Annotated in this window: 22 protein-coding genes, 1 pseudogene and 1 riboswitch; of the genes and pseudogenes, 9 read left to right on the top strand and 14 right to left on the bottom strand. The window is 41.3% G+C overall.

Annotation, left to right across the window (positions count from 1 at the left end):
- The first annotated feature begins 56 nt into the window (after positions 1-56).
- The 4 genes and pseudogenes from AFK25_RS01860 (at position 57) to AFK25_RS01855 (ending at position 1,365) form a co-directional block, all read left to right on the top strand.
- A complete protein-coding gene (locus tag AFK25_RS01860) occupies positions 57-614 on the top strand; it encodes a GNAT family N-acetyltransferase (RefSeq protein ID WP_009360846.1) in 558 nt (185 codons plus the stop codon).
- A 95-nt stretch (positions 615-709) separates the two neighbouring features.
- Entirely contained in the window at positions 710-838 is a 129-nt protein-coding gene (locus tag AFK25_RS14680; RefSeq protein WP_009360845.1) for a YfhE family protein, read from the top strand.
- Positions 839-908: 70 nt separating this feature from the next.
- Positions 909-1,049, top strand: a pseudogene (locus AFK25_RS14675) (YfhD family protein); the annotation flags it as partial.
- Positions 1,050-1,155: 106 nt separating this feature from the next.
- Entirely contained in the window at positions 1,156-1,365 is a 210-nt protein-coding gene (locus AFK25_RS01855; protein ID WP_009360843.1) for a hypothetical protein, read from the top strand.
- A gap of 36 nt (positions 1,366-1,401) precedes the next feature.
- Here the strand turns inward: AFK25_RS01855 and AFK25_RS01850 are convergent, their stop codons facing one another.
- Entirely contained in the window at positions 1,402-3,093 is a 1,692-nt protein-coding gene (locus AFK25_RS01850) for a methyl-accepting chemotaxis protein (RefSeq protein ID WP_035063977.1), read from the bottom strand.
- 106 nt (positions 3,094-3,199) lie between these two features.
- A riboswitch (cyclic di-GMP riboswitch) is annotated at positions 3,200-3,287 on the bottom strand.
- A gap of 236 nt (positions 3,288-3,523) precedes the next feature.
- Between AFK25_RS01850 and adhP the strand changes: the two genes are divergently transcribed.
- Complete coding sequence (gene adhP / locus AFK25_RS01845) at positions 3,524-4,537, top strand: alcohol dehydrogenase AdhP (RefSeq protein WP_026011854.1); 1,014 nt, start codon at positions 3,524-3,526, stop codon at positions 4,535-4,537.
- Between the two features lie 53 nt (positions 4,538-4,590).
- On the opposite strand, the gene AFK25_RS01840 is transcribed toward adhP, so the two are convergent.
- The 3 genes from AFK25_RS01840 to AFK25_RS01830 form a co-directional block, all read right to left on the bottom strand.
- Positions 4,591-4,779, bottom strand: a complete 189-nt coding sequence (locus tag AFK25_RS01840; protein ID WP_019418571.1) for a YgaP family membrane protein — start codon at positions 4,777-4,779, stop codon at positions 4,591-4,593.
- A 69-nt stretch (positions 4,780-4,848) separates the two neighbouring features.
- Positions 4,849-5,466 (bottom strand): Crp/Fnr family transcriptional regulator, encoded by a 618-nt coding sequence (locus AFK25_RS01835; protein WP_019418572.1) that lies wholly within the window; start codon positions 5,464-5,466, stop codon positions 4,849-4,851.
- A gap of 183 nt (positions 5,467-5,649) precedes the next feature.
- Positions 5,650-7,092 (bottom strand): protein adenylyltransferase SelO, encoded by a 1,443-nt coding sequence (locus AFK25_RS01830; protein ID WP_035063975.1) that lies wholly within the window; start codon positions 7,090-7,092, stop codon positions 5,650-5,652.
- 163 nt (positions 7,093-7,255) lie between these two features.
- On the opposite strand from AFK25_RS01830, the gene AFK25_RS01825 reads away from it, so the two are divergent.
- The gene (locus AFK25_RS01825; RefSeq protein ID WP_035063972.1) at positions 7,256-10,393 is read left to right on the top strand and encodes a DUF3427 domain-containing protein; all 3,138 of its coding nucleotides are present in this window, start codon (positions 7,256-7,258) and stop codon (positions 10,391-10,393) included.
- Here the strand turns inward: AFK25_RS01825 and AFK25_RS01820 are convergent.
- The 6 genes from AFK25_RS01820 to AFK25_RS01795 form a co-directional block, all read right to left on the bottom strand.
- The gene (locus AFK25_RS01820) at positions 10,370-10,774 is read right to left on the bottom strand and encodes a (deoxy)nucleoside triphosphate pyrophosphohydrolase (RefSeq protein WP_026011856.1); all 405 of its coding nucleotides are present in this window, start codon (positions 10,772-10,774) and stop codon (positions 10,370-10,372) included. The genes AFK25_RS01825 and AFK25_RS01820 overlap by 24 nt on opposite strands.
- A gap of 112 nt (positions 10,775-10,886) precedes the next feature.
- Positions 10,887-12,245, bottom strand: a complete 1,359-nt coding sequence (gene rlmD / locus AFK25_RS01815) for a 23S rRNA (uracil(1939)-C(5))-methyltransferase RlmD (protein WP_035063970.1) — start codon at positions 12,243-12,245, stop codon at positions 10,887-10,889.
- An 11-nt stretch (positions 12,246-12,256) separates the two neighbouring features.
- Positions 12,257-13,093, bottom strand: coding sequence for a DNA-3-methyladenine glycosylase family protein (locus AFK25_RS01810; RefSeq protein ID WP_009360836.1), 837 nt, complete (start codon positions 13,091-13,093; stop codon positions 12,257-12,259).
- Between the two features lie 52 nt (positions 13,094-13,145).
- On the bottom strand, positions 13,146-13,862 hold the full coding sequence (pdaA, locus tag AFK25_RS01805) for a delta-lactam-biosynthetic de-N-acetylase (protein ID WP_420806290.1): 717 nt from the start codon (positions 13,860-13,862) through the stop codon (positions 13,146-13,148).
- Between the two features lie 150 nt (positions 13,863-14,012).
- Complete coding sequence (locus AFK25_RS01800) at positions 14,013-15,536, bottom strand: fumarate hydratase (protein ID WP_026011858.1); 1,524 nt, start codon at positions 15,534-15,536, stop codon at positions 14,013-14,015.
- A gap of 92 nt (positions 15,537-15,628) precedes the next feature.
- The gene (locus AFK25_RS01795) at positions 15,629-15,823 is read right to left on the bottom strand and encodes an SE1561 family protein (protein WP_026011859.1); all 195 of its coding nucleotides are present in this window, start codon (positions 15,821-15,823) and stop codon (positions 15,629-15,631) included.
- 113 nt (positions 15,824-15,936) lie between these two features.
- On the opposite strand from AFK25_RS01795, the gene yfkAB reads away from it, so the two are divergent.
- Positions 15,937-17,061 (top strand): radical SAM/CxCxxxxC motif protein YfkAB, encoded by a 1,125-nt coding sequence (yfkAB, locus tag AFK25_RS01790; RefSeq protein WP_035063967.1) that lies wholly within the window; start codon positions 15,937-15,939, stop codon positions 17,059-17,061.
- Between the two features lie 40 nt (positions 17,062-17,101).
- Here yfkAB and AFK25_RS01785 read toward each other — a convergent pair whose 3' ends face one another.
- Together AFK25_RS01785 and cax are read right to left on the bottom strand one after the other, a co-directional pair.
- Positions 17,102-17,878, bottom strand: coding sequence for a YfkD famly protein (locus AFK25_RS01785; RefSeq protein WP_009360831.1), 777 nt, complete (start codon positions 17,876-17,878; stop codon positions 17,102-17,104).
- A gap of 100 nt (positions 17,879-17,978) precedes the next feature.
- Positions 17,979-19,028 carry a calcium/proton exchanger gene (gene cax / locus AFK25_RS01780; protein WP_009360830.1) on the bottom strand — a complete coding sequence of 350 codons (1,050 nt, stop codon included), beginning with the start codon at positions 19,026-19,028 and terminating at the stop codon, positions 17,979-17,981.
- A 139-nt stretch (positions 19,029-19,167) separates the two neighbouring features.
- On the opposite strand from cax, the gene AFK25_RS01775 reads away from it, so the two are divergent.
- Together AFK25_RS01775 and AFK25_RS01770 are read left to right on the top strand one after the other, a co-directional pair.
- Entirely contained in the window at positions 19,168-20,340 is a 1,173-nt protein-coding gene (locus AFK25_RS01775) for an MFS transporter (RefSeq protein ID WP_035063965.1), read from the top strand.
- Positions 20,341-20,405: 65 nt separating this feature from the next.
- Complete coding sequence (locus AFK25_RS01770) at positions 20,406-20,552, top strand: BH0509 family protein (protein WP_033383638.1); 147 nt, start codon at positions 20,406-20,408, stop codon at positions 20,550-20,552.
- 206 nt (positions 20,553-20,758) lie between these two features.
- On the opposite strand, the gene AFK25_RS01765 is transcribed toward AFK25_RS01770, so the two are convergent.
- Together AFK25_RS01765 and AFK25_RS01760 are read right to left on the bottom strand one after the other, a co-directional pair.
- A complete protein-coding gene (locus AFK25_RS01765) occupies positions 20,759-21,592 on the bottom strand; it encodes a YihY/virulence factor BrkB family protein (RefSeq protein ID WP_009360827.1) in 834 nt (277 codons plus the stop codon).
- Positions 21,593-21,610: 18 nt separating this feature from the next.
- On the bottom strand, positions 21,611-21,874 hold the full coding sequence (locus AFK25_RS01760) for a hypothetical protein (RefSeq protein ID WP_019418580.1): 264 nt from the start codon (positions 21,872-21,874) through the stop codon (positions 21,611-21,613).
- Positions 21,875-21,886: the final 12 nt, after the last annotated feature.

The raw sequence follows: 21,886 nt of genomic DNA, 5'->3' as shown, positions 1-21,886 counted from the left end.
TTCGAGGGTGGCTCGTTCCCTATGGTCGACTGCCCTCGTGAATGGAGGGAGATTCGATGTTAAAAAAACGCGAACTACAAGATTGTCAAGCGTTATACGAGCTTATGGTGCACCCAGACGTCTTCCCTTTCGTGCGCCATAAAGCATATTCATACGAGGAGTTTTTGTTTATAACGAAGCAAACGATTGAAGCCGAAGAACGCGGTGAACTCATTTCGCGCACCATTTTAGATGAGTGGGGCAATCCGATTGGAACGATTAACTTATTTGACATTGAAGATGGCGCTGGTTTTTTAGGCACATGGCTTGGCAAGCCGTATCATGGAAAAGGGTACAATCAAATAGCTAAAGACGCCTTCTTTAATGAACTGTTTTACGAACGTTCCATCAACACGATCTTCATGCGCATTCGCAAAGTCAACGTCCGCTCCACAAAAGCCGCTGAAAAACTCCCTTATGTCACCCTTGCTAATGAAACGAGAAAGCAATTATGGGAAGCAATAAACCAAGGCGAAGATATATATAACTTATATGAAATTTCAAAGGACAACTATACGTTGTATGCGATGCGCCAACAAAGACTTGAAGATGAACAACAACGAAAAGAAGCGTAACCTGTTCTGCACGAACAGGTTTTTTTATTTGGATAATTTTTTATTTTTCTGTTCATAATGTTAACGTGACATTTTTATAAAAGTGAGGGATACATATGTCTGACAAAAAGAAACGTGAGAAAACAAAAAGTACGCTCTCTAGCGCACAAGAAGTGACATACGCCCGCGATTTTAAACGCGCAGACCAAGCCGGTGGATTTACCGACAAACATGCTCGTCATTAACAACATTCGCCATTCATTTTTTCCATTGTTCATCACATGCTACTAGTGAGATGAGCAATAAGGAGGGATGGAAGTGCCAAAACCAATCAAACTAGACGGACATGATGTCAAGTTTTCTGCAGAACTTGCCGATCATGAGGATTTAGAAGCACAAGCACGCGCTGAAGCAGCTAACATTCGCCAAAGCCAAAAAGAAAAAAATCATCGGTAAAAGAAAAGGTGTCCCAACATCATGACGGGACACCTTTGTTGATCCACATGTGCATTTTAATAGTGACATATTCTTGTTATAATACAAACAGAGAGGGGGAAACGATATGGGAAAAGAAAAAGGAAAAAACATTTTGCTTATCGTACTTATTACAACGTTAGTGATGTCTTTCTTACTATTTTTTCTCGGTTATTACCGTATAGGTTTTGCAATCGGTGCAATTTTCATGATTTTGTCGCTTTCCGTTGGACAATGGTATTCATTAAAAAGCAAAGAGGAACTATATCGCTCCACATATAAAGATCGTCACCGATAACATACTCTCGCTTCCCCTTATAATCAAGAGACTTCTTTATACTTTAAACGTTGCGACAGCATTGCGTAATTGCTCCGCCATTTCAGCTAACGATGTAGCGGCAGATGTCACTTCTTCACTTGAAGCAAGCTGCTCTTCAGAAGAAGCAGAAATTTCGGCCGTCCGTTCAACAAACCGTTTCGCAATAGACGATACTTCATCCATTGAAGCATGCACTTGATGAACGCCTGCTGACATTTGCTCTGAAATCGCTGATAGTTCTTGGATTTGTGCATTCACTTGTTCAATGGAACGCAAAATTTGCCCAAAGAACGTTCCTGTCTGCTCCACTAATTTTGTTCCTTGTTTCACTTCTTCCGTTCCTTTGCCGACAATTTGCACAACATAACCGGTGTTTTGTTGAATCATCTCAATTAATTGCGCAATTTGATTTGCCGATTCGCGAGATTGCTCTGCGAGTTTACGCACTTCATCCGCCACAACCGCAAATCCTTTTCCGTGTTCTCCGGCACGTGCCGCTTCAATCGCTGCGTTAAGTGCTAATAAATTCGTTTGTTCAGCAATGCCGACGATGACGTCAACAATTTTTCCAATTTGGGCCGACTTCTCATCTAACTCTTTAATAACTACATTTGTTTCGTTTGTTGATTCGTTAATCGTATTCATTTGCGTCACAACTTGTTGTAAATATTGCTGGCCAACAGTAGCTTGTTTTGTCGTTTCTGTTGCGGAGTTCGCCACGACGGTTGCTGTTTGAGCCATTCGCTCAATTCCTGCCGCCATTTCACCGATCGCTTGCGAACTCTCCTCCGCATGTTTTCCTTGCATTTCTGCTCCTTGGGCTACTTCTTGAATCGCTGTCGTCACTTCTTCTGTCGCTGCGCTTGCTTGTTCAGCGCTTGCCATCAACTCTTGGGCGGAAGCAGACACATGCTCAGTCGCTGTGCTTACTTGTTGAATAAGCTGTTTCAAATTGTGAACCATTTGGTTAAACGATTTTGCTAATTGACCAATTTCATCACGATTTGCTACATGAATATCATCAACTGACAAATCGCCGTGTGCAATTTTTTCGGCATGTTCAGAAATTTGTTGAACAGGTCTTGAAATTTTTTCACTCATATATAAAGCTAAGGCCATACTAACAAGAAAAGAGATACCGATTGTAATAAGCGTCGTATACTTCATGTCTTTCGCTTGTTCAGACAACGTTTCACTCATTTGCTGCAAATGCTTCACTTGCGTCGCACGCGCTTGTTCTCCTGCCTCTGTCACTTCAACCGTAATCGCATTTCCTCGCTCTTTCATAATCCGTGAAATTTCATCCATTTGACCTTGCTTTTTAAACTCTATCGCTTGTTTCGCAATGTCGCGATACTCTTGCTCTGCTTTTACTAGACGATCCACCTCTTGTTTTGCCTCATTTTCTAGTTGTAATGATGCAATCATCTCTTGGTTATCTGTAAACTCGCTCGCTGCTTGCTCAAATGCGGTTAAGCTTTCCGGCTTTCCATTAATTAAATACCCCCGCACAGCAATTTGTTCGCGTAACATCGCATTTTGCATATTTGTCACGAGCGTAATTCGTTCAAATCCTTTGTTCATCGCTTCTGAATATTGTTGATCAATTGTCTCTAGCCGATTATATGTAAGCATACTTACAACAATAAACAACAATAATACCGAAAGAAACGTCGCCACCAATTTTTTTCTTACTGTTACCTTCATGCTGTCTTCATCCTCCTGTGTTGATAAAAATAAAAGCCGCCTAAAAACAAATATATATAGGCAGCTATCGTTCGACAGTAAAACCTTCTTATCATTTCCTTATAAGAAGGGCAACTGGCTGGCATATCTATACAATAGACGTAGCCCCTATAGCTTTGCGCCCTACCCTTTCGAGTAGTTTGCCGATTATTCAATTTTTGACATTTTTATCTTAACACAACAACTAGGAAAAAGGAAGTAGTGATTTGTGATCAAAAGGAAATTATTTTACTTCGTCAAGATAAAAAACAAAAATTTACCTTTTTATCTAAAAAACTTTTACATTTTTTCGAACAGTTTGTTTATGATATTTTTAACAAATTTAATACATGTTACATTAAATATGCATAGACCAAAAAATCCCTTTTCACTCAGAAGGAGGATTATAATTATGAAAGCTGCAGTTGTGGAACAATTTAAAGAACCATTAAAAATTAAAGAAGTAGAAAAACCAACAATTTCATATGGAGAGGTGCTAGTGCGCATTAAAGCGTGTGGAGTATGTCATACAGACTTGCATGCCGCACATGGCGACTGGCCTGTAAAGCCAAAACTACCGCTCATTCCTGGACATGAAGGCGTTGGTGTCATCGAAGAAGTCGGACCAGGGGTGACGCACTTAAAAGTCGGAGATCGCGTCGGTATCCCTTGGCTTTATTCCGCCTGCGGCCATTGTGATTATTGCTTAAGCGGACAAGAAACATTATGTGAGCATCAACAAAACGCTGGATATTCGGTTGACGGTGGTTACGCTGAATATTGTCGTGCTGCAGCTGATTATGTCGTGAAAATTCCTGATAACTTATCATTTGAAGAAGCTGCTCCAATCTTTTGCGCTGGCGTAACAACATATAAAGCTTTAAAAGTAACAGGTGCAAAACCTGGTGAGTGGGTAGCAATTTACGGTATTGGCGGCCTCGGACACGTCGCTGTTCAATATGCAAAGGCGATGGGGCTAAACGTCGTTGCTGTCGATTTAGGCGATGAAAAACTTGAGTTAGCTAAACAGTTGGGAGCTGATCTTGTCGTCAATCCAAAACATGAAGACGCCGCGCAATGGATGAAAGAAAAAGTTGGTGGCGTGCATGCAGCTGTCGTCACTGCTGTTTCGAAAGCAGCATTCGAATCAGCCTATAAAGCAATTCGTCGCGGCGGCGCTTGCGTACTTGTCGGATTACCGCCAGAAGAAATGCCTGTACCAATTTTTGATACCGTTTTAAATGGAGTAAGAATTATCGGTTCAATCGTTGGTACGCGTAAAGACTTGCAAGAAGCGCTTCAATTTGCGGCAGAAGGAAAAGTAAAAACAATTGTCGAAGTTCAACCGCTTGAAAACATTAACGATGTATTCGATCGTATGTTAAAAGGACAAATTAACGGTCGCGTTGTGTTAAAAGTAGATTAAGGAAGGCGTCCTGAAGGCGCCTTCTTATTTAATTTCAACTAAAATGAGTAGAGCTATTTCTTCGTCGTATTAATCCGAAACGGAACGTAAAGTGGACAAAATCTCATAAATGCCGTAGCGATAAGAACAATTCCTAAAATGCCGACATATTTTATATTTCCCTCAAGAAAAAATAATCCTAATAGTGCAATACCTAATATGAAGCGAATCATACGATCGACGGAACCAACATTTGCTTTCATCTTTTTTCCTCCCCTCTTCTCATCTCTCTTTAATCATAGAGGAAAAAAAGGAAACGTTCTGTGATAAAGTCACATTGTTGCAAATTTGTCACACAATCTTTCTTTGTCTACAATTTTTACTTTTCCACGCGCCAGTTGAACGTATCCGTCACGCTCAAGTTGCTTTAATATTCGGCTGACGACTTCGCGTGCCGTTCCAAGTTCCACAGCAATATGTTCATGCGTCATCTCGATCATGTTTGTCTTGCTGTTGTCGCATCGTGTAAGCAAAAACTCGATTAAACGCTTATCCATTTTTTCAAATACGATGTGCTCAATCATTTGCATCATCGTCATAAAACGATTCATCATCATGTCATAAACGAACGTTTGTAGTTCAACATTTGTTGTCATCATCTTCGCAAACGTATGTTTCGGGACAATTAGTGCTTCCACATCTTCTTCCACAATCGCCGTCGCAGGAAAAGGTGAATGTGACAACAAACTGGAAATAGTCAATACACATGACTCTCCACGACAAACGCGATATAAATTTACTTCCTTCCCATTCTCCCCTATTTTTGCAACCCGAATGACACCAGAGACGATAAAAGCGACATGCTCACACATATCCCCTTCTCGAAAAACAACCGTTCCTTTCGAAAGCTTTATCTTTATGTATACGTTGTCGTGCAAAAACGGAAACAATCTTTCTCCCCCTTTCTTTCCTTATATTACAACGTAACAACATCCCTTTCCAATAAGAAAAGGGACGTTTTCTATGTTGTATATTAGTCATCGTCAAACAATTGAACGAACGTTTTTCAATCCGCTCGCATATGCCAAACATCTCGCAGGATTTTAAAAAGCTCAAGTGACCCTTGAGCTTTTCTACGTCCCACAAAATGTTTTATACGGGCGGTCAGACGGTGCTGGAGGCTTGGCATATTCTTCTTGTTCTTTCGTGTACGCATACGGATGTTTCAACACGTCAAGTAGTCGCTCCATGACCGTATCATCCCCATGCTCAGCCGCTGCCGCAAGCGCTTCTTCCACGCGATAGTTGCGCGGAATAATCGCCGGATTGTGTTGTCGCATCCGTTCGTACACTTCATCTTTCGTCATATCTTGACGGGCCATTCTTTGTTGCCAACGTGTATGCCAGTCGCGAAACTCTTGTTCGCAAAACTCCCATTCATTTATCGTCAACGCGCGAAACGTATTCGTATAATCGGCGCGATATGTGTACATAAGATGCAGCAACTCCCCGATAAGCTTTTTATCTTCCTCTTCTTCCGTCCAAAGCCCAAGTTTTGCGCGCATCCCTTGCAGCCAATACGTTTCATATAGCGTTGGAAATTGTGCGATTACTTTTTGCGCAAGCTCGATTGCTTTTTCTTCTTCGTCATGTAAAAGCGGCAAAAGGCTTTCTGCAAAGCGGGCGATGTTCCACCCAGCAATGTACGGCTGATTTCCATACGCATACCGCCCTTGCGTGTCAATGGAACTAAATACTGTCGTCGGATCGTACACGTCCATAAACGCACACGGTCCATAATCAATCGTTTCTCCGCTAACCGTCATATTATCCGTGTTCATCACTCCATGAATAAATCCGACTAATTGCCATTTCGCAACAAGCGCCGCCTGCTTTTTCATCACTTCTTCAAGGAAAAAAAGATAGCGGTTTGGCGCATGTTCACCGTTCGGATAATGTCGCTTTATCGCATAATCCGCTAACGCCTGTAACTCCTCTTTTGATAAAAAACGCGCCGCATATTGAAACGTTCCAACACGTAAATGGCTCGCTGCCACACGCGTCAAAATCGCCCCTGGAAGTTCCTTGTCACGGATGACGACTTCCCCTGTCGTCACGACCGCTAAACTTCTTGTCGTCGGAATACGAAGGGCATGCATCGCCTCGCTAATGATATACTCACGAAGCATCGGTCCAAGCGCCGCACGTCCATCTCCCCCGCGCGAATACGGCGTCCGCCCCGACCCTTTCAGTTGAATATCAACCCGCTCTCCGTTTGGCGTCACATGCTCGCCAAGTAAAATGGCGCGCCCATCGCCAAGCATATTAAAATGGCCAAACTGATGCCCGGCATACGCCTGCGCTAACGGCTCGGCCCCTTCCGGAATACTGTTTCCTGCAAACACCGCTACTCCTTCTTCGCCCGCTAACGCCTCCGCACATAACCCAAGCTCATCCGCAAGAGAACGATTAAGCACAACAAGCGCTGGATCACTGACAGGCGTCGGACGTATTTTCGTAAAAAATCGCTCGGGTAAACGAGCATAGCTATTGTCAAAATTCCAGTTGGCGTTCAATATATTTCCTCCTTTCAACTTTATCATATACTTTTCTCGACGACACAAACATCATTCCTGCTTTAGAAAACAGAATACTCCCCTCCCATTTTCAACATAATAATGGAATATCTACATATATCATGGTAAAATTTTATAAAACATTCGTTAGGTGGTTTTATTTATGGATAAAAGTTTTTTCGAGGAACTACAACTTCTTGCTAAACAATATCCTGATGCAAGCGTTATACAGCGTCTATCACCGAAAGATTATATTGAAGTTCTCGTTCTTCATTCCGCCAAACAACTCACTCATAAGTTAAAAACTTTGGCTGAAGAAAACCGTTTTGATGAAATCATTCAATTAACTCAACACATTTCTACATTAGTATCAAATAACAATGATTCTTTTTCTTTGCCGCTCTCTATGATTACATACACATATGGACAACGAGAAATACCAATTATAGAGGACTTTTTCTTATCTAGATTACACTTACTATATAATGACAAACATACAATGAAAAACTTTTTCAAAACATTAAAATATGAAATGCTGACAGCTGATTCCGTTGATTTGATGGTTAGCTTCATTCGGATGTCAGGACTACAATTATTGATTCGTCCATTACTTATGCTTGAAAAAGAACGTATTCCTGTACGCATCATCACATCGACCTATCTAGGCATTACAGAACCAAAAGCGCTTGAAAAACTAATGCAATTTTCTAACGTACAAGTAAAAATAATCGATACGCAACAACAGTCTTTTCATACGAAAGCGTACATGTTCCATCGACGTTCAGGATTAAATACAGTAATCATAGGCTCATCAAACATTTCACACTCGGCCCTTATTAACGGACATGAGCTAAATGTAAAGCTGCCGGATACAAGCTTTTTACCCATTTATGAGCATACAAAGCAAATGTTTGAGAAAATATGGGATCATACAGACACGATTTCTCTTGATCACGCCTTCATTCAAAAATATAAACAACAAACAATAAGAGAAGAAAACAAACCTTTAGCTGCTGAGCCGAAAGAAGAATATATCGTTACATCAAGTGTGAAACCGAATGATATGCAGAAAAAAGCATTAAAAAACCTCGAACACACAAGAAAAAGTGGTAATACAAAAGGAGTCATTATCGCTGCTACTGGAACTGGAAAAACGTATTTAGCAGCTTTTGACGTAAAAGCATATAATCCAAAAAAGCTTTTATTTATCGCTCATCGTGAAGAATTGCTAGACAAGGCAATTGAAACGTTCAAGCATGTACTAGGTAACGATCATCTATTCGGGAAAATTACAGGGACAGTGAAACAATTCCATAAACCGTATTTATTTAGCACCGTTCAATCGCTATCTAAAGATGAAACGTTGCAACATTTTGAGCAACATGAATTTGACTATATAATTATCGATGAATTTCATCATGCCGAAGCACCTACATATCAAAAAGTTATTCGTTATTTCCAACCAAAATTTTTACTCGGCTTAACAGCAACACCAGAAAGAATGGATGGAAGAGACGTTTTAGCGATTTGTGACCATAATGTCGTATATGAAATACGCTTACGAGAAGCGTTAGAAGCGCAGTTGCTCGCACCATTTCACTACTTTGGCATTTCAGATCGTACAGTAGACTATAGTCAAATTCCATTAAAAAATGGCATGTTTGATGAAGCATCGCTTGTGAAAGCTTTAAAAACAAATGAACGAACAGATTTTATTATCGAAATGATTCGTACATATGGTTACGATGGTGATCGTATCATTGGGCTTGCGTTTTGCGTAAATATTGAACATGCAAAATATATGAGCGAACAATTTAATAAACGCGGATATTGCACAACATACTTAACTGGTGAACATAGCGTTGAATATCGCGAACAGGTCATTAAAAAACTAGAAAATCCTAACGATCCGCTTGAACTAATCTTTACCGTAAATATTTTTAACGAAGGAATTGATATCCCAAGTCTAAATCTTTTATTATTTTTAAGACCTACCGAGTCATCAACCGTATTTATTCAACAATTAGGAAGGGGATTAAGAAAAGTAACCGGAAAAGAATTTGTAACGATTTTAGACTTTGTAGGAAATTATCAAAAATCGTTTATGATTCCGCTCGCTCTAGCTGGACAACTGAACGACAAAGCGTTTGATAAAGATTCTCTTCGTGTTGCAATTACACATGAATTTGCCGATCTACCAGGCGGCGCATATGTCGATTTAGATCCTGTGACACAAAGAGAAATTTTAGATCGCATTGACTCCATTAAAATGAACTCGACAGATATGTTAAAAATGCTATATCAACAATTTAAAAATGAGCTTGGGCGCTCACCAGAAATATTAGATTTTTTATATTACGAGCAATCGCCAAGCTTAACGTTTTTCATATATAAGTATCGTTCATGGGTCAAAACAAAAGAAAAAATGAATGATATAAACGAGCTTGACCAAATGATTTTACACCACCCATTGATGTGTGAGTGCGTTGAACGGCTAGAAAATCAACTTCCGATCAAATGGCCCTACGATTTTGCTGTGTTGCAATTAGCTTTTTTACAAAAAGTTGTGTCTTGTGAAGATGTCGTAAAGCAACTTTCCAAAAAATTTGCTGTAGATGTGCCATTAGAAAAACACGAAAAAATGATTATGCAATCGATGGACCGCCTATCATTGCCGTATAAAAAACAAAAATGGGCGTTTGGACAACGAAATGGGCGCCAATTTATATTGAATGACAACATTCTTGCGTTAACAGAAAACCAACAGTTTTTCAATTACATGAAAGACCGTATAGATTACGGACTTATTGAATTTAGGAGAACGTATCGTCCTGAAAGATTTTTATCTAAAGGGGAAAAGCTTACTCTTTATCAAAACTATACGAGAAACGATTTAATTTTCTTATTTGAAGCAGGGGTAAAAGAAGGATCGTGGCGAGAAGGAGTAAGTAAAGTTAGAAATCATTATTTACTGTTCGTCAATTTAAATAAATCGGAAAGAGTGAAAGAACATTTACATTATAAAGATTATTTTCTCGACCAAAAACATTTTCATTGGCAAAGCCAAAATCAAACGTCTCATCGCTCTTCTGTCGGACAAAATTTTATTCGTCATAAAGAACTTGGAATTCATATTCACCTATTTGTGCGAAAGTTTGAAGACATGCACGGAATGACATTGCCATTCACTTATCTCGGCGAAGTCGATTATGTATCAAGCTACGGAGATAAGCCGATGAGCATCACATGGCGCCTACATCATCCCGTGCCGGAAGATTTATATATTGACTTTATTCGCTAATAAAACGTCTACAGTCGGAATATCTGCGGGTGCCCATTCAAGAGATTTTAAATCTTGGAGTGGCACCCATCTTAATTCAGCATGTTCTTTCGCTTTCGGTTCTCCCTCAATAATTGTTGCTTTATATGTCAGTAAATTGACAATAACTTGAGGATATTCGTAATGCACTTCTTCAATTTTTTCATGCACTTGAATCGTACATCCTAATTCCTCATGAATTTCTCTGACTAATGTTTCTTCTTCCTTCTCCCCTTTTTCAACTTTTCCACCCGGAAATTCCCAAAGGTTAGGGAGTGACATCGTATTCGACCGAAGTGCACACAACACGCGATTTTGATTGTCGAATATAACTGCCCCTACGACACGAACTGTTTTTTTCATGAACGTTTCCCCTCTATCTTCATTATTTTGCGAATACTTTCATTCTACAAAAAAGCCGTCCTTTTTTCTACGCCCGTACGAATGCATAAAAAGACGCCCTATGAGCGCCTTTCTACTTCCTCACCAACTTCGCTACACTTTCGACATGCGCAGTGTGTGGGAAAAGGTCAAACGGTTGAATGTATTCGACACGGTATTGTTTCGCAAGGGTGCCGATGTCGCGAGCGAGGCTGGATGGGTTACAGGAAACGTACACGACTGTTTTTGGTTTCACTTGTAAAATTGTTTTTAACAAGGCGTTGTCGCAACCCGTTCGCGGTGGGTCGACGACGATGACGTCCGGTTTCCATCCTTCTTTCACCCATTTTGGCAACAGCACTTCCGCTCTTCCGACCGCATATGTGACGTTTGTGAAGCCGTGACGTTCGGCATTTTGGCGCGCATCGTCAATCGCTTCTGGAATGGTGTCCATGCCGCGTACTTCTTTCGCCTCACGCGCAAGCCAAAGCCCGATCGTTCCGACGCCGCAATACGCATCGACGACGCGTTCGTTTTTCGTAAGCGAGGCTGCTTTTTTCACTTCATCGTATAGCTTTACCGTTTGAATCGGATTAAGCTGGAAAAAAGCGCGGGCAGATAGTTCAAACGATAAGTCACCAAGCACTTCTTGAATGTACGGTTCTCCTGCGAGAACGATCGTTTCGTCGCCAAAAATAAGCGATGTTTTTTGTCCGTTTATGTTTTGCGCGATTGATTTCACTTCTGGCAACCGGCGCTTCACTTCCGCTACAAACAACTCTTTACGCGGCAGTTCTTTCGTCGCTGTCACAATGACAAGTTGCACATCGCCTGTATAAAAACCAACACGGGCAACGATTGTACGCACAACACCCGTTTTCTTTCGCTCGTGATAAATCGGTATGCGCAAATCTTGCAAAATCGTTTTGACGACGGTTGTGACGCGGTTTGTGGCATCATGTTGGATGAAGCAACGGTCAATATCAATCAGTTCGTGCGAGTTCATGCTGTAAAGTCCAGCGATGACACGCCCTTTTTTCACTCCTGTTTGAAATTGGCTTTTGTTGCGATAATGCCACGGGTCATCCATCCCAATCGTCGGGCGAATATCTAGCGCTTCAATATTTAGTCGGCTATGGCGTTCAAGCGCTTGAATGACAATATCGCGCTTTGCTTCAAGCTGCGCGTTGTAGTCTAAATGCTGCAGTTGACAGCCGCCGCATCGGTCATATACAGGACAAAGCGGTTTAACGCGATGTGGGGAACGTTTGCGAATGCGCACGATTTTTCCTTCCGCATACGTCGGATATATATTCGTTGCTTGAACGACGACTTCTTCTCCCGGAAGCGCTCCCGGAACGAACACGACTTGTTTTTTAAAATAACCGACTCCTTCCCCGTTAATGCCAAGCCGTTTAATTGTTAGTGGAAATTGTTGTCCTTGCTGTAGCATGATTCTCTCTCCTATTCAATACTTCTCCATAAATAAAATGTTGCGTAGCTTGCATACGGTTCCCACATTTGTCGAAACGCTTCCATTTCTTTTGCTGTTGGGCGATGATCGAGCTGAAACCATCGTTCAATCGCCCGCTGCAAGCCAACATCTCCTTTCGGAAACACATTTGGACGACCTAAACCAAACAGTAAAAAGTTTTGCACTGTCCACGGACCGATGCCGCGTATAGAAAGAAGCTGTTTCGCCACCTCTTCATCGGAAAGCGAATGCATCTCTTCTAAACGCAACTTCCCTTCTACAATAAGACGCGAAATATCAACAATATATTGTGCTTTTCGCTCGCTTAAAGATAAAGCGCGCAACTCATCATATGAAGCATTGGCGATTCGTTCTGGCCGAGGATATATGTATAGATCCCCGAGGCGTTCGCCGAATGTATGCACAAAACGTTCGGTGAGCCGATAAGCGACTTTCATATGAATTTGTTGGTGGATGATGCATTTGATTAAGCAAAAATATAAATCAAATTCTAATACAATCGGTGTTCCTTCGTGAGCGATAAACAAGTCGCGTAAATTGGTTTGCATAAAATGGTCGTGGATAGGGGCAAGTGACCTGTCCCAATGAAAAATGCGCGAAATGCGCGCGATTGCCTCCTCTTTATGCTGTTCGTTATCACATGACACAACAAACGATGGGTTCTCTTTTGTTCCGGTGCTTTTCACGTACACGACAACGGGTGTGTCTTTTACATACAACGGAACAGCGATTTCGTTATGTTGCATGCGTACAAGCGGATCGCGTGCTAACCGTTCACATACACGTGTAAAATCGTACGGGGTCATCAACATTCACCTCTTTCCCCCATTGTATCAAAACAAATCCCTTTGCACATCGTCAAAGGGAAAAAAGCCAAGAAGGGACATTCATTTTTTCAAGCATGAAATCGTCTAAGCTTTTAAAAACATATCCTTCTTTTCGCAAATCGTCAATGATTTTACCGAGCGCATCGGCATTGTCTTTAGACACTGTATGCAACAATATAATGGCACCGGGATGAATTTGTTTCATCACGTTGTTATAAGCGTATTGCCATCCTTTTTGATCGTGAATGTGCCAATCGACGAACGCTAATGACCAAAAGACGTGGTAATAGCCGAGTTCGCGTGCAACCGCAAGCGTACGTTCATCAAAAATACCGCGCGGAGGGCGGATGTAACGCATATGTTTTTGCCCCGTCAACAACTCTGTTTTTTTCCTAACCATTTCGAGCTCTTCACGCAATTTTTCATCGCTAACGGTCGTTAAATCAGGATGATGCCATGAATGGTTGCCGACAATATGCCCTTCGTTCACCATCCGTTTCACTAGATCCGGAGCAGATTGTAAATAATGGCCGGTCACAAAAAACGTAGCGGGAACTCTTTTTTGTTTGAGCACGTCTAAAATTTGTCCGGTATAGCCATTTTCGTACCCGTTATCGAACGTTAAATAAATATATTTTTTTGCTGGATTACCTAAATAAAACGCATCGTATTTGGCGAGTAGTTCATCTAACTGTTTTCCTGCAGAAGGAGGGAGATGATTTTCGCTTCGCTTAAATCCCCATGACATCGCCTCTCCTTGACTGAGCGGCAAACATAAAAAGAAGAGAAAGAAGATGATTGTTTTTTTCACTGCTTGCACCTCCATATTCATTTCAATGATAGGTTGTGCAAAAAGAAGCATAAAAAATCCGCCTAGCTTAGGCTAGACGGATTTCCATTAAAATACACGTTCTTTAAATTGAGCTAATTTTTCGAGTGACGATTTTTCGATATCTTCATGCAAGCTATTTCCATGTGAATCCATCGTGACGACAGCTGTAAAATCTTTCACACGCAAATGCCACATCGCTTCTGGAATTCCAAATTCTAAAAAGTCGACGCCTTCTACTGATTGAATACATTCCGCATAATATTGCGCTGCACCACCAATGGCATTTAAATACACGCCCCCATGTTCTTTTAACGCGGCGAGCGTTTTCGCCCCCATTCCACCTTTTCCGATGACGGCACGAATGCCAAATTTTTTCATAATTTCTCCTTGATACGGCTCTTCACGAATGCTTGTCGTCGGACCAGCTGCTTTGACGTGCCATTTGCCGTTTTCATCTTTTAACATAACCGGTCCACAATGATAAATGATTTGGCCGTTTAAATCGACAGGAGCATCATGATCCATTAAATGTTTATGAATCGCATCGCGGCCTGTATAAATCATGCCGTTAATGCGAACGACATCGCCTACTTTTAGCGAGCGAATTTGCTCTTCTGTAATTGGCGCTTCAAGCACAACTTCACGCGCTTCGCCTGTCATTTCGGTTTCTTCTTGTTTTAAATCGACATCTTCTCCTTCTTGATACAACCATTCTTGAATGTCGCCTGTGTGTGGGTCAATGATGACGCCTAAACGGCGAAACGCCCAGCAATTGTATGCGACAGAAACGAAAAAGCTGGCTGGAATGCGGTGCATGACGCCAATTTTACAGCCAAGAAGCGTCGTCTCTCCGCCAAATCCCATCGTGCCGATGCCGAGTTTATTGGCAGCTTCCATAATGTATTCTTCTAGTTTGCGCAAATCTTCGTTCGGATTGACATCGTCAACAGGACGAAATAGTTGTTCTTTTGCTAAGTCGTACCCCGCAGAACGATCGCCGCCGATCCCAACGCCAATAAATCCAGCGCTACAGCCTTGTCCTTGCGCTTGGTATACCGCATGTAAAATACATTTACGAATGCCATCTAAATCGCGGCCTGCGCGACCAAGTCCTTCTAACTCGCACGGCAAGCTATATTGAATGTTTTTATTTTCACAGCCGCCACCTTTTAAAATTAAACGAACGTCAATGTAATCTTTTTCCCATTGTTCAAATTTCATGACAGGCAGCCCGATCCCTAAATTGTCGCCGCTATTTTCACCTGTTAATGAATCGACCGAGTTTGGACGCAGTTTCCCGTCTTTCGTTGCTTGAGCGATCGCTCGGCGAATGGCCTCTTTCATTTCAATTTGATTGACCCCAACCGGCACTTTAATTTTAAATGTCGGCAAACCTGTATCTTGGCAAATCGGTGATACGTTTTCATCGGCCATTTGAATGTTTTGCACGATCGTAGCAAGCGACATCGCTGCTCTCGTTCCTGCGTTTTCACGCAGTTTTGCTTTTGCAATGGCACGTCGTACATCTTTTGGCAACTTCGTTGACGTTTCAACAATTAGCTTGTACATACTTTCTTGAAACTTTTCCATCACCATGTCCCTTCCCTTTTGTTCAATATGTAACAATTTTTCGAATTCTCTACTTGTATTATACCTCTTTTGTGAACATGAAAAAAAGTCGCTTAGCGACTTTTTTCCCAATCTTTTTTAAACCGCTCGTATTTCATTTCTAAATCATCAATCATTTGAATAAGGCGGTCAATATCTTCTAATTCAGCCGTTTCAGGATCGAGCGCTTCGAGCACTTCAAGAAACATATTTAAGCGCGTTTTTAAATATGTTAGTTGTAGATTTTGATCTGATACTGCGTTGCCCAACATCGTCACCTCGCTTTTTCTTTATCGTACACGATCGAAACATCATTGACAATCATTCCATTTCGTTTGCATAATTATCGTTAGTCCTATTTTAAAATAAAAGGAGCTTGGTTATGGAAACATTGTTGCGTCAAGCGATTACTCCGACATTTGATCCTTGGGAAGCATATATGGATGTTGAACAGTACGGAAGCATGCAGTTGACGAATATCGAATTTACAACAACAACTCTTTGCAATATGCGTTGCGAACATTGTGCCGTCGGTTATACGTTACGAACGAAAGATCCTGAGGCGCTACCACTCGATCTTCTTCTTCGCCGTCTTGATGAAATTCCACATTTGCGTTCGTTAAGCATTACAGGCGGTGAGCCGATGCTTTCGATGAAATCCGTCGAACAATACGTCGTGCCGCTGCTAAAATATGCCCACGAACGCGGAGTGCGCACACAAATAAACTCTAACTTAACTCTTGATTTAGAACGGTACGAAAAAATCATTCCTTACTTAGACGTTTTACATATTTCGCATAACTGGGGCACGATTGATGATTTCATTGAAGGCGGATTTGCGATGATGGATAAAAAGCCAACCGTCGCGCAACGCGAGCGCTACTTTATACGCATGATTGAAAATGCACGTGCCATTTCAAACATGGGGGTCATCGTTTCAGCTGAAACGATGTTAAATAAACGAACGCGTCCACATATAGAAACGATTCATCGCCAAATTGTGAACGAAATGGGTTGTAAACGTCATGAAGTACATCCGATGTATCCAAGCGACTTTGCTAGCAGTTTAGAAACATTAACGTTAGATGAACTACGTGAGACGATTCATCATTTACTTGATATACGAGACGAGAACGTATGGATGTTGTTTGGTACGTTGCCTTTTTATCCATGCAGCGACAACGAAGAAGATTTAGCGCTATTAAAACGTTTATACGAAAGTAAAAATGTAACGGTACGAAACGACCCTGATGGACGTTCACGTTTAAATGTAAACATTTTTACAGGCGACATTATTGTCACTGATTTTGGTGATGAACCGACACTTGGCAACATTCAAACCGACTCGCTTCTTTCTGCTTATGACAAATGGATGGCATCTGACTTAGCCAAATCGTTGAACTGCCATTGCCCTGCGGTAAAATGTTTAGGGCCAAATGTGCTTGTAAAAAACCGTTATTATCCGAATGTCGATTTTTCAACAAGAAAAGCAAAAATCGAACGGTAAGATGAAAAAGCTTGTCGGGGCGCTCGACAAGCTTTTTTCATCATCTCGGAACGTCGCTTGCGACAAATGCGAATGATAGGCGGTCTTGTACAGGAATCCAAGCGCCAATTCCTTGCGACGTCACGTTTTTGACGACAATGCTCTTTTTCTTTCCTTTTAAGACGATATATACTTCACCGTACGTCACTTTTCCTTTTTCGTTCACCGCAGGGGCGTAGGCGTATAAATATCCTAACTTTTTCGGCGGGACGTTATATGCTTGTTCTTTTTTCGTCCCGATGCCAATCCACGTACTAAACGAGAGCGGCAAGTTTGTCTTTTTCATTGCTGTTAGTAACATCATTTTTTTTACGTCTTCTTCATTTGGGATGCTCGCGGTTAGCCCCCCGCGTACTTGTTTTTGCATCTCTTGTCGATATGTCAGTCGCGCTGCTGTTTTCCCACCGCGATTATCAATGAAGTTTGTATTCACTTTTTGATACTCCCAATTCGTCGATGTTTCCGTCGATTCATAATTCAACGGCCATTGTCCTAAATAAATCGTTGCTTCATAACCGATCGCAAACGGCGTGCTTGAAATCGACGATTCGTTTAAAAGACGAATTAATTCCGGATTTTCAATTTTCACATTCGCCGACTGAAGCAGTTGTTTCGCTAACTCACTCGGTTGCAAATACGGCAAATTTTGCGTCGGATTCGGATACGTATTTTCTTTTGAAATGTCGATAACCGATGGCGGGAGCTTGACAGTTGCTTCGCTAACCGTTGGAATACAGAAGAAAATGAATATGATGCTTAAAGCAAACCATCTTTTCATGCGGAAACTCCTTTCTTTTTACATCGTTCATCGTTATTTTTTTCAAAAGTCGACAATTTATCCTCTCCATAAAAAAAATCCGCCAGCGATAACTGACGGATTACAGTAAATAAAATCCAATTCCCATAATCATATACGCCCCGAGCAGTGTCGCCCCCTCGAACCAGTTCGTATCTCCATCGTTGGAAAGAACGATCGTTAATAAGACAGCTGTCACCATCGCCACAAGCTCTGGAAGCGTAAAAACGAGCGCCATGTGCGTCGGAAATAAGAGGGAAACGAGCACTAATACAGGTGCAACAAACATCGCAATTTGCAGCGTCGAGCCGATCGCAATTTCAACAGCAACATTCATTTTATTTTTATATGCCATAATGATGGCGGAAGCATGTTCTGCAGCGTTTCCGACAATGGCAACAATAATGACCCCGATGAATAGTTCACTCCATCCAAATGAATGAGCGACGACTTCAAACGTATGAACTAAACTTTCGGATACGTAAGCAACTGCGACGGTGGCAAGGGCTAAAATGAGCATCGCTTTTCCTTTTGACCATTCTGGCTCCTCATGTTCTTCCACATCTTCTTTATGTTGATATACACCGCGATGAGTAACAAGTTTAAAATATAACGCAGCTAAATAAAGGGCGATCATAATCATCGAAATACCGATACTTAATGATAACGTTTTTTGTTCATTCATCGTCATCGAAAATACTTCTGGAATGACAAAAGCAACTAAAATAGCAAATGTTAGTAAACCTGAATTATGACGCGCATCATATACGTTAAATGATTGCCGTTTATATTTCAAACCACCAACAAAAAACGATAAACCTGCTACAAGCAATAAGTTGCCAAGCACGGAACCCGTTAACGACGCCAACACAACACTTACTAAGCCAGCTTTCAACGCAAAAATGGATATAATCAATTCGACGGCATTGCCAAATGTCGCATTCAAAAGTCCACCGATGCGAGGACCTGCCACGATTGCCAAACTTTCTGTCGCTCGTCCCATATAGCTAGCGAGCGCAATAATTGTGACACAATAAACGACAAACATCGGGGTTGCAGGCCAATGAAGTAAGCTTCCTGCAACAGAAAGTGGAACACCGATGACCGTTAACAAAAAAAAGATGCGTTCCATCAAATCGTCTCCTTTTCATTTATGGGATATCAACCATATTTTACACAAATCTACTCCCATTTTCATCCGTCTTTTTCGTTGCTTCTTCTCGTGAAACGCTTTAATATCGAACATAGTGAATATATTACAGGAGGGAATTATGCGACAACGTCATTTTTTTATTTTAGTTAGCATCGTCATGATTTCAGGTCTCTCTCAAGGACTATTGTTGCCGCTTATTTCTATCATTTTTGAACAAAATGGTGTTCATTCATCGCTTAGCGGCATACATGCGACAGCGATGTACATCGGCGTTCTTGTCGTATCACCTTTTTTAGAACGTCCGCTTCGTCGCTACGGCTTTAAACGTTTAATTATGACCGGTGGAGCGATCGTAATCGTTTCTTTGACGATTTTTCCGATCTCATCTTCGTTATTGTTTTGGTTTATGCTTCGGCTATTCATCGGAATTGGGGATCACATCCTTCATTTCGGTTCGCAAACATGGATTACATACGCTTCTCCTACTCATCGGCGCGGTCGCAACATTTCGCTATATGGTTTATCGTTTGGCGTCGGCTTTATGATCGGACCGCTTCTCGTTCCGCTCGTTCACATACATGAAGCGTTGCCGTTTATCGTTTCATCTTTGCTCAGCTTATGTGGCTGGATATTATTATTTTTCTTGCCACATACATATCCAGAAACGGAAGAAGCAGAAAAAGTTGGAGCGACACGCTTTTTTCACGCTTGGAAGCAAGCATGGCCAGCTTTGTTGTTGCCATTCGGCTACGGCTTTTTAGAAGCTTCACTTCATAGCATGTTTCCTATTTATGCGCTAAGAAACGAGTTAAGCGTTGAGACAGTTGCGATGATGCTTCCTGCGTTTGCCCTTGGCGGCATCGCTTTTCAACTTCCGCTCGGAACATTAAGCGATCGCTTTTCACGAAAAACGATGATTATTATTTCATTAGCCGTAGGTGCCTTTTGTTTTGCTATAGCGACATGGTTTTCTTCTCCTGTGCAACTAACAACAACATTTTTCGTTGCTGGTATGTTTGTCGGTTCACTTTTTTCACTCGGTATGGCGTATATGGCGGACTTGTTGCCAACGTCGCTTCTTCCTGTCGGCAACATTTTATGCGGTATGCTATATAGTATTGGGAGCATATGCGGTCCTGCAATCGGCGGCATTGTATTACAACAGCAAGAGGGATTATTTTTCTTCTCCATGAGCTCTCTTTTGCTTCTTTTACTATTTGCCCAGCGCCCGTTCACAAAATTTTCAAAATATTTTTCTAAAAAACAAGAAAAAAACGTTGACGCTTTTTAACCCTCTGTTATATAATACAATTAAACAAAATAAACTGTTTTAAAACAGAGGGGAGAGCGATCATGATGAGTAGAGAAGAAAGAAAAAATATGATTGAGTTTATTACAAAATTGCGTGGATTTAATCAAGAGCAACTTGTTTACATGACGGATGCAGAAATCGAACATATTTACAACCAAACATATTATCATCACGAAGAAATTGCAGAATAAGAGGGATGTGCAACACATCCCTCTTCTCTTTAATGGTATCCGTTTTGTCCGTTTGCGCTACTGCTCGTTTTATGTTTCGGACGGCTTTTTCCTTTTTGTTTTGTCCCGCCATCTTTTTTCGTTTTTTTCGTCACGTATAGTCCCCCTTCATAACGACGTTCACTTGTAATATGGTTTCGGCGAGGCTTTTTTATAAGAGGGAATAACTACCGTATGCGCATGTTTCCTTCTCGTTTACAACAAAAGATAGCGTTTAACTCTCCACCTAATACAATCATCATACCGGACAAATAAAACCAAACCATTAACGCAATAATGCCACCTAGACTACCGTACATCGCCGAATAGTTACCGAACTGATTCACATAATACGAAAAAGCAAGAGAGACAACCATCCAACCGACTGTGGCAAATAGCGAACCGCTCCATACGTCACGAAAACGAACATATTTGCTCGGCGCAAAAACGTATAGCACAGAAAAAACAAAAAATAAAATGATAAAACTAACAAACCAACGAATCGTTTCCCATATGCGTAAAAATACATCGGAAAGCCCAAAAGCTGAAAAAAGGAATGTACCGATCATTTTTCCGAATACAGGAAAAACAAGCGCCACAATAATGACGAAAATCATGGCAAATGTAAACAAAATGGAAACCCCACGTGCAACAAAAAAAGAGCGCGTTTCTTTTACATCATATGCACGATTTAAGGCGCGAATAATGGCTGACATCCCGTTCGATGCAGCCCATACGGTTGCAAGTACGCTGAACGATAACCATTTTCCGCTTTGTAATTCCATGAGCTGCTTAATGTTTGTTTCAATTAAATGTGCTGTTTCGCTCGGAGCATATTGACTTAAAAAGGCGATTACATCTTCATGCGGAATGGGCAAATACGATAAAAACGTCAGCAAAAACAGCAAAAACGGGAATAGCGAAAGCAAAAAGAAATATGCCAACTCAGCCGATAAATCGAACACTTCATCTTCATCGAACCGTTTCATGAGCTCTCGGACGACGGAAAAACTAATAATCATCTTTCACCACCTTGCTCCTTATGTCGAGCGTTTGCGAATCAGTTCCCCAATCCACTCCATCACTTGCGGCGTTGTTTCTTTTACTTCACTTAGTTTATTCACAATAAACTGCAAATCATTCACCATTTCATCGACATGTTGTCTCGTTTGCTGTACGGTCTCTTTTATTCTTTCCACATCATCCATCCATTCACGACACGCTTCTTTTACCACTTGACGCGCTTTTTTATTCGTCAATAACAGAGCTATCCCAGCGAATGCCAACCATTTCCCCTTTCCCATCGCCTTTTCCTC

Source organism: Anoxybacillus gonensis, from assembly GCF_001187595.1.
Lineage (GTDB): Bacteria > Bacillota > Bacilli > Bacillales > Anoxybacillaceae > Anoxybacillus > Anoxybacillus gonensis.
Note: the sequence above shows the minus strand (reverse complement) of the source record. Positions and strands in the feature narration are given on the sequence as shown.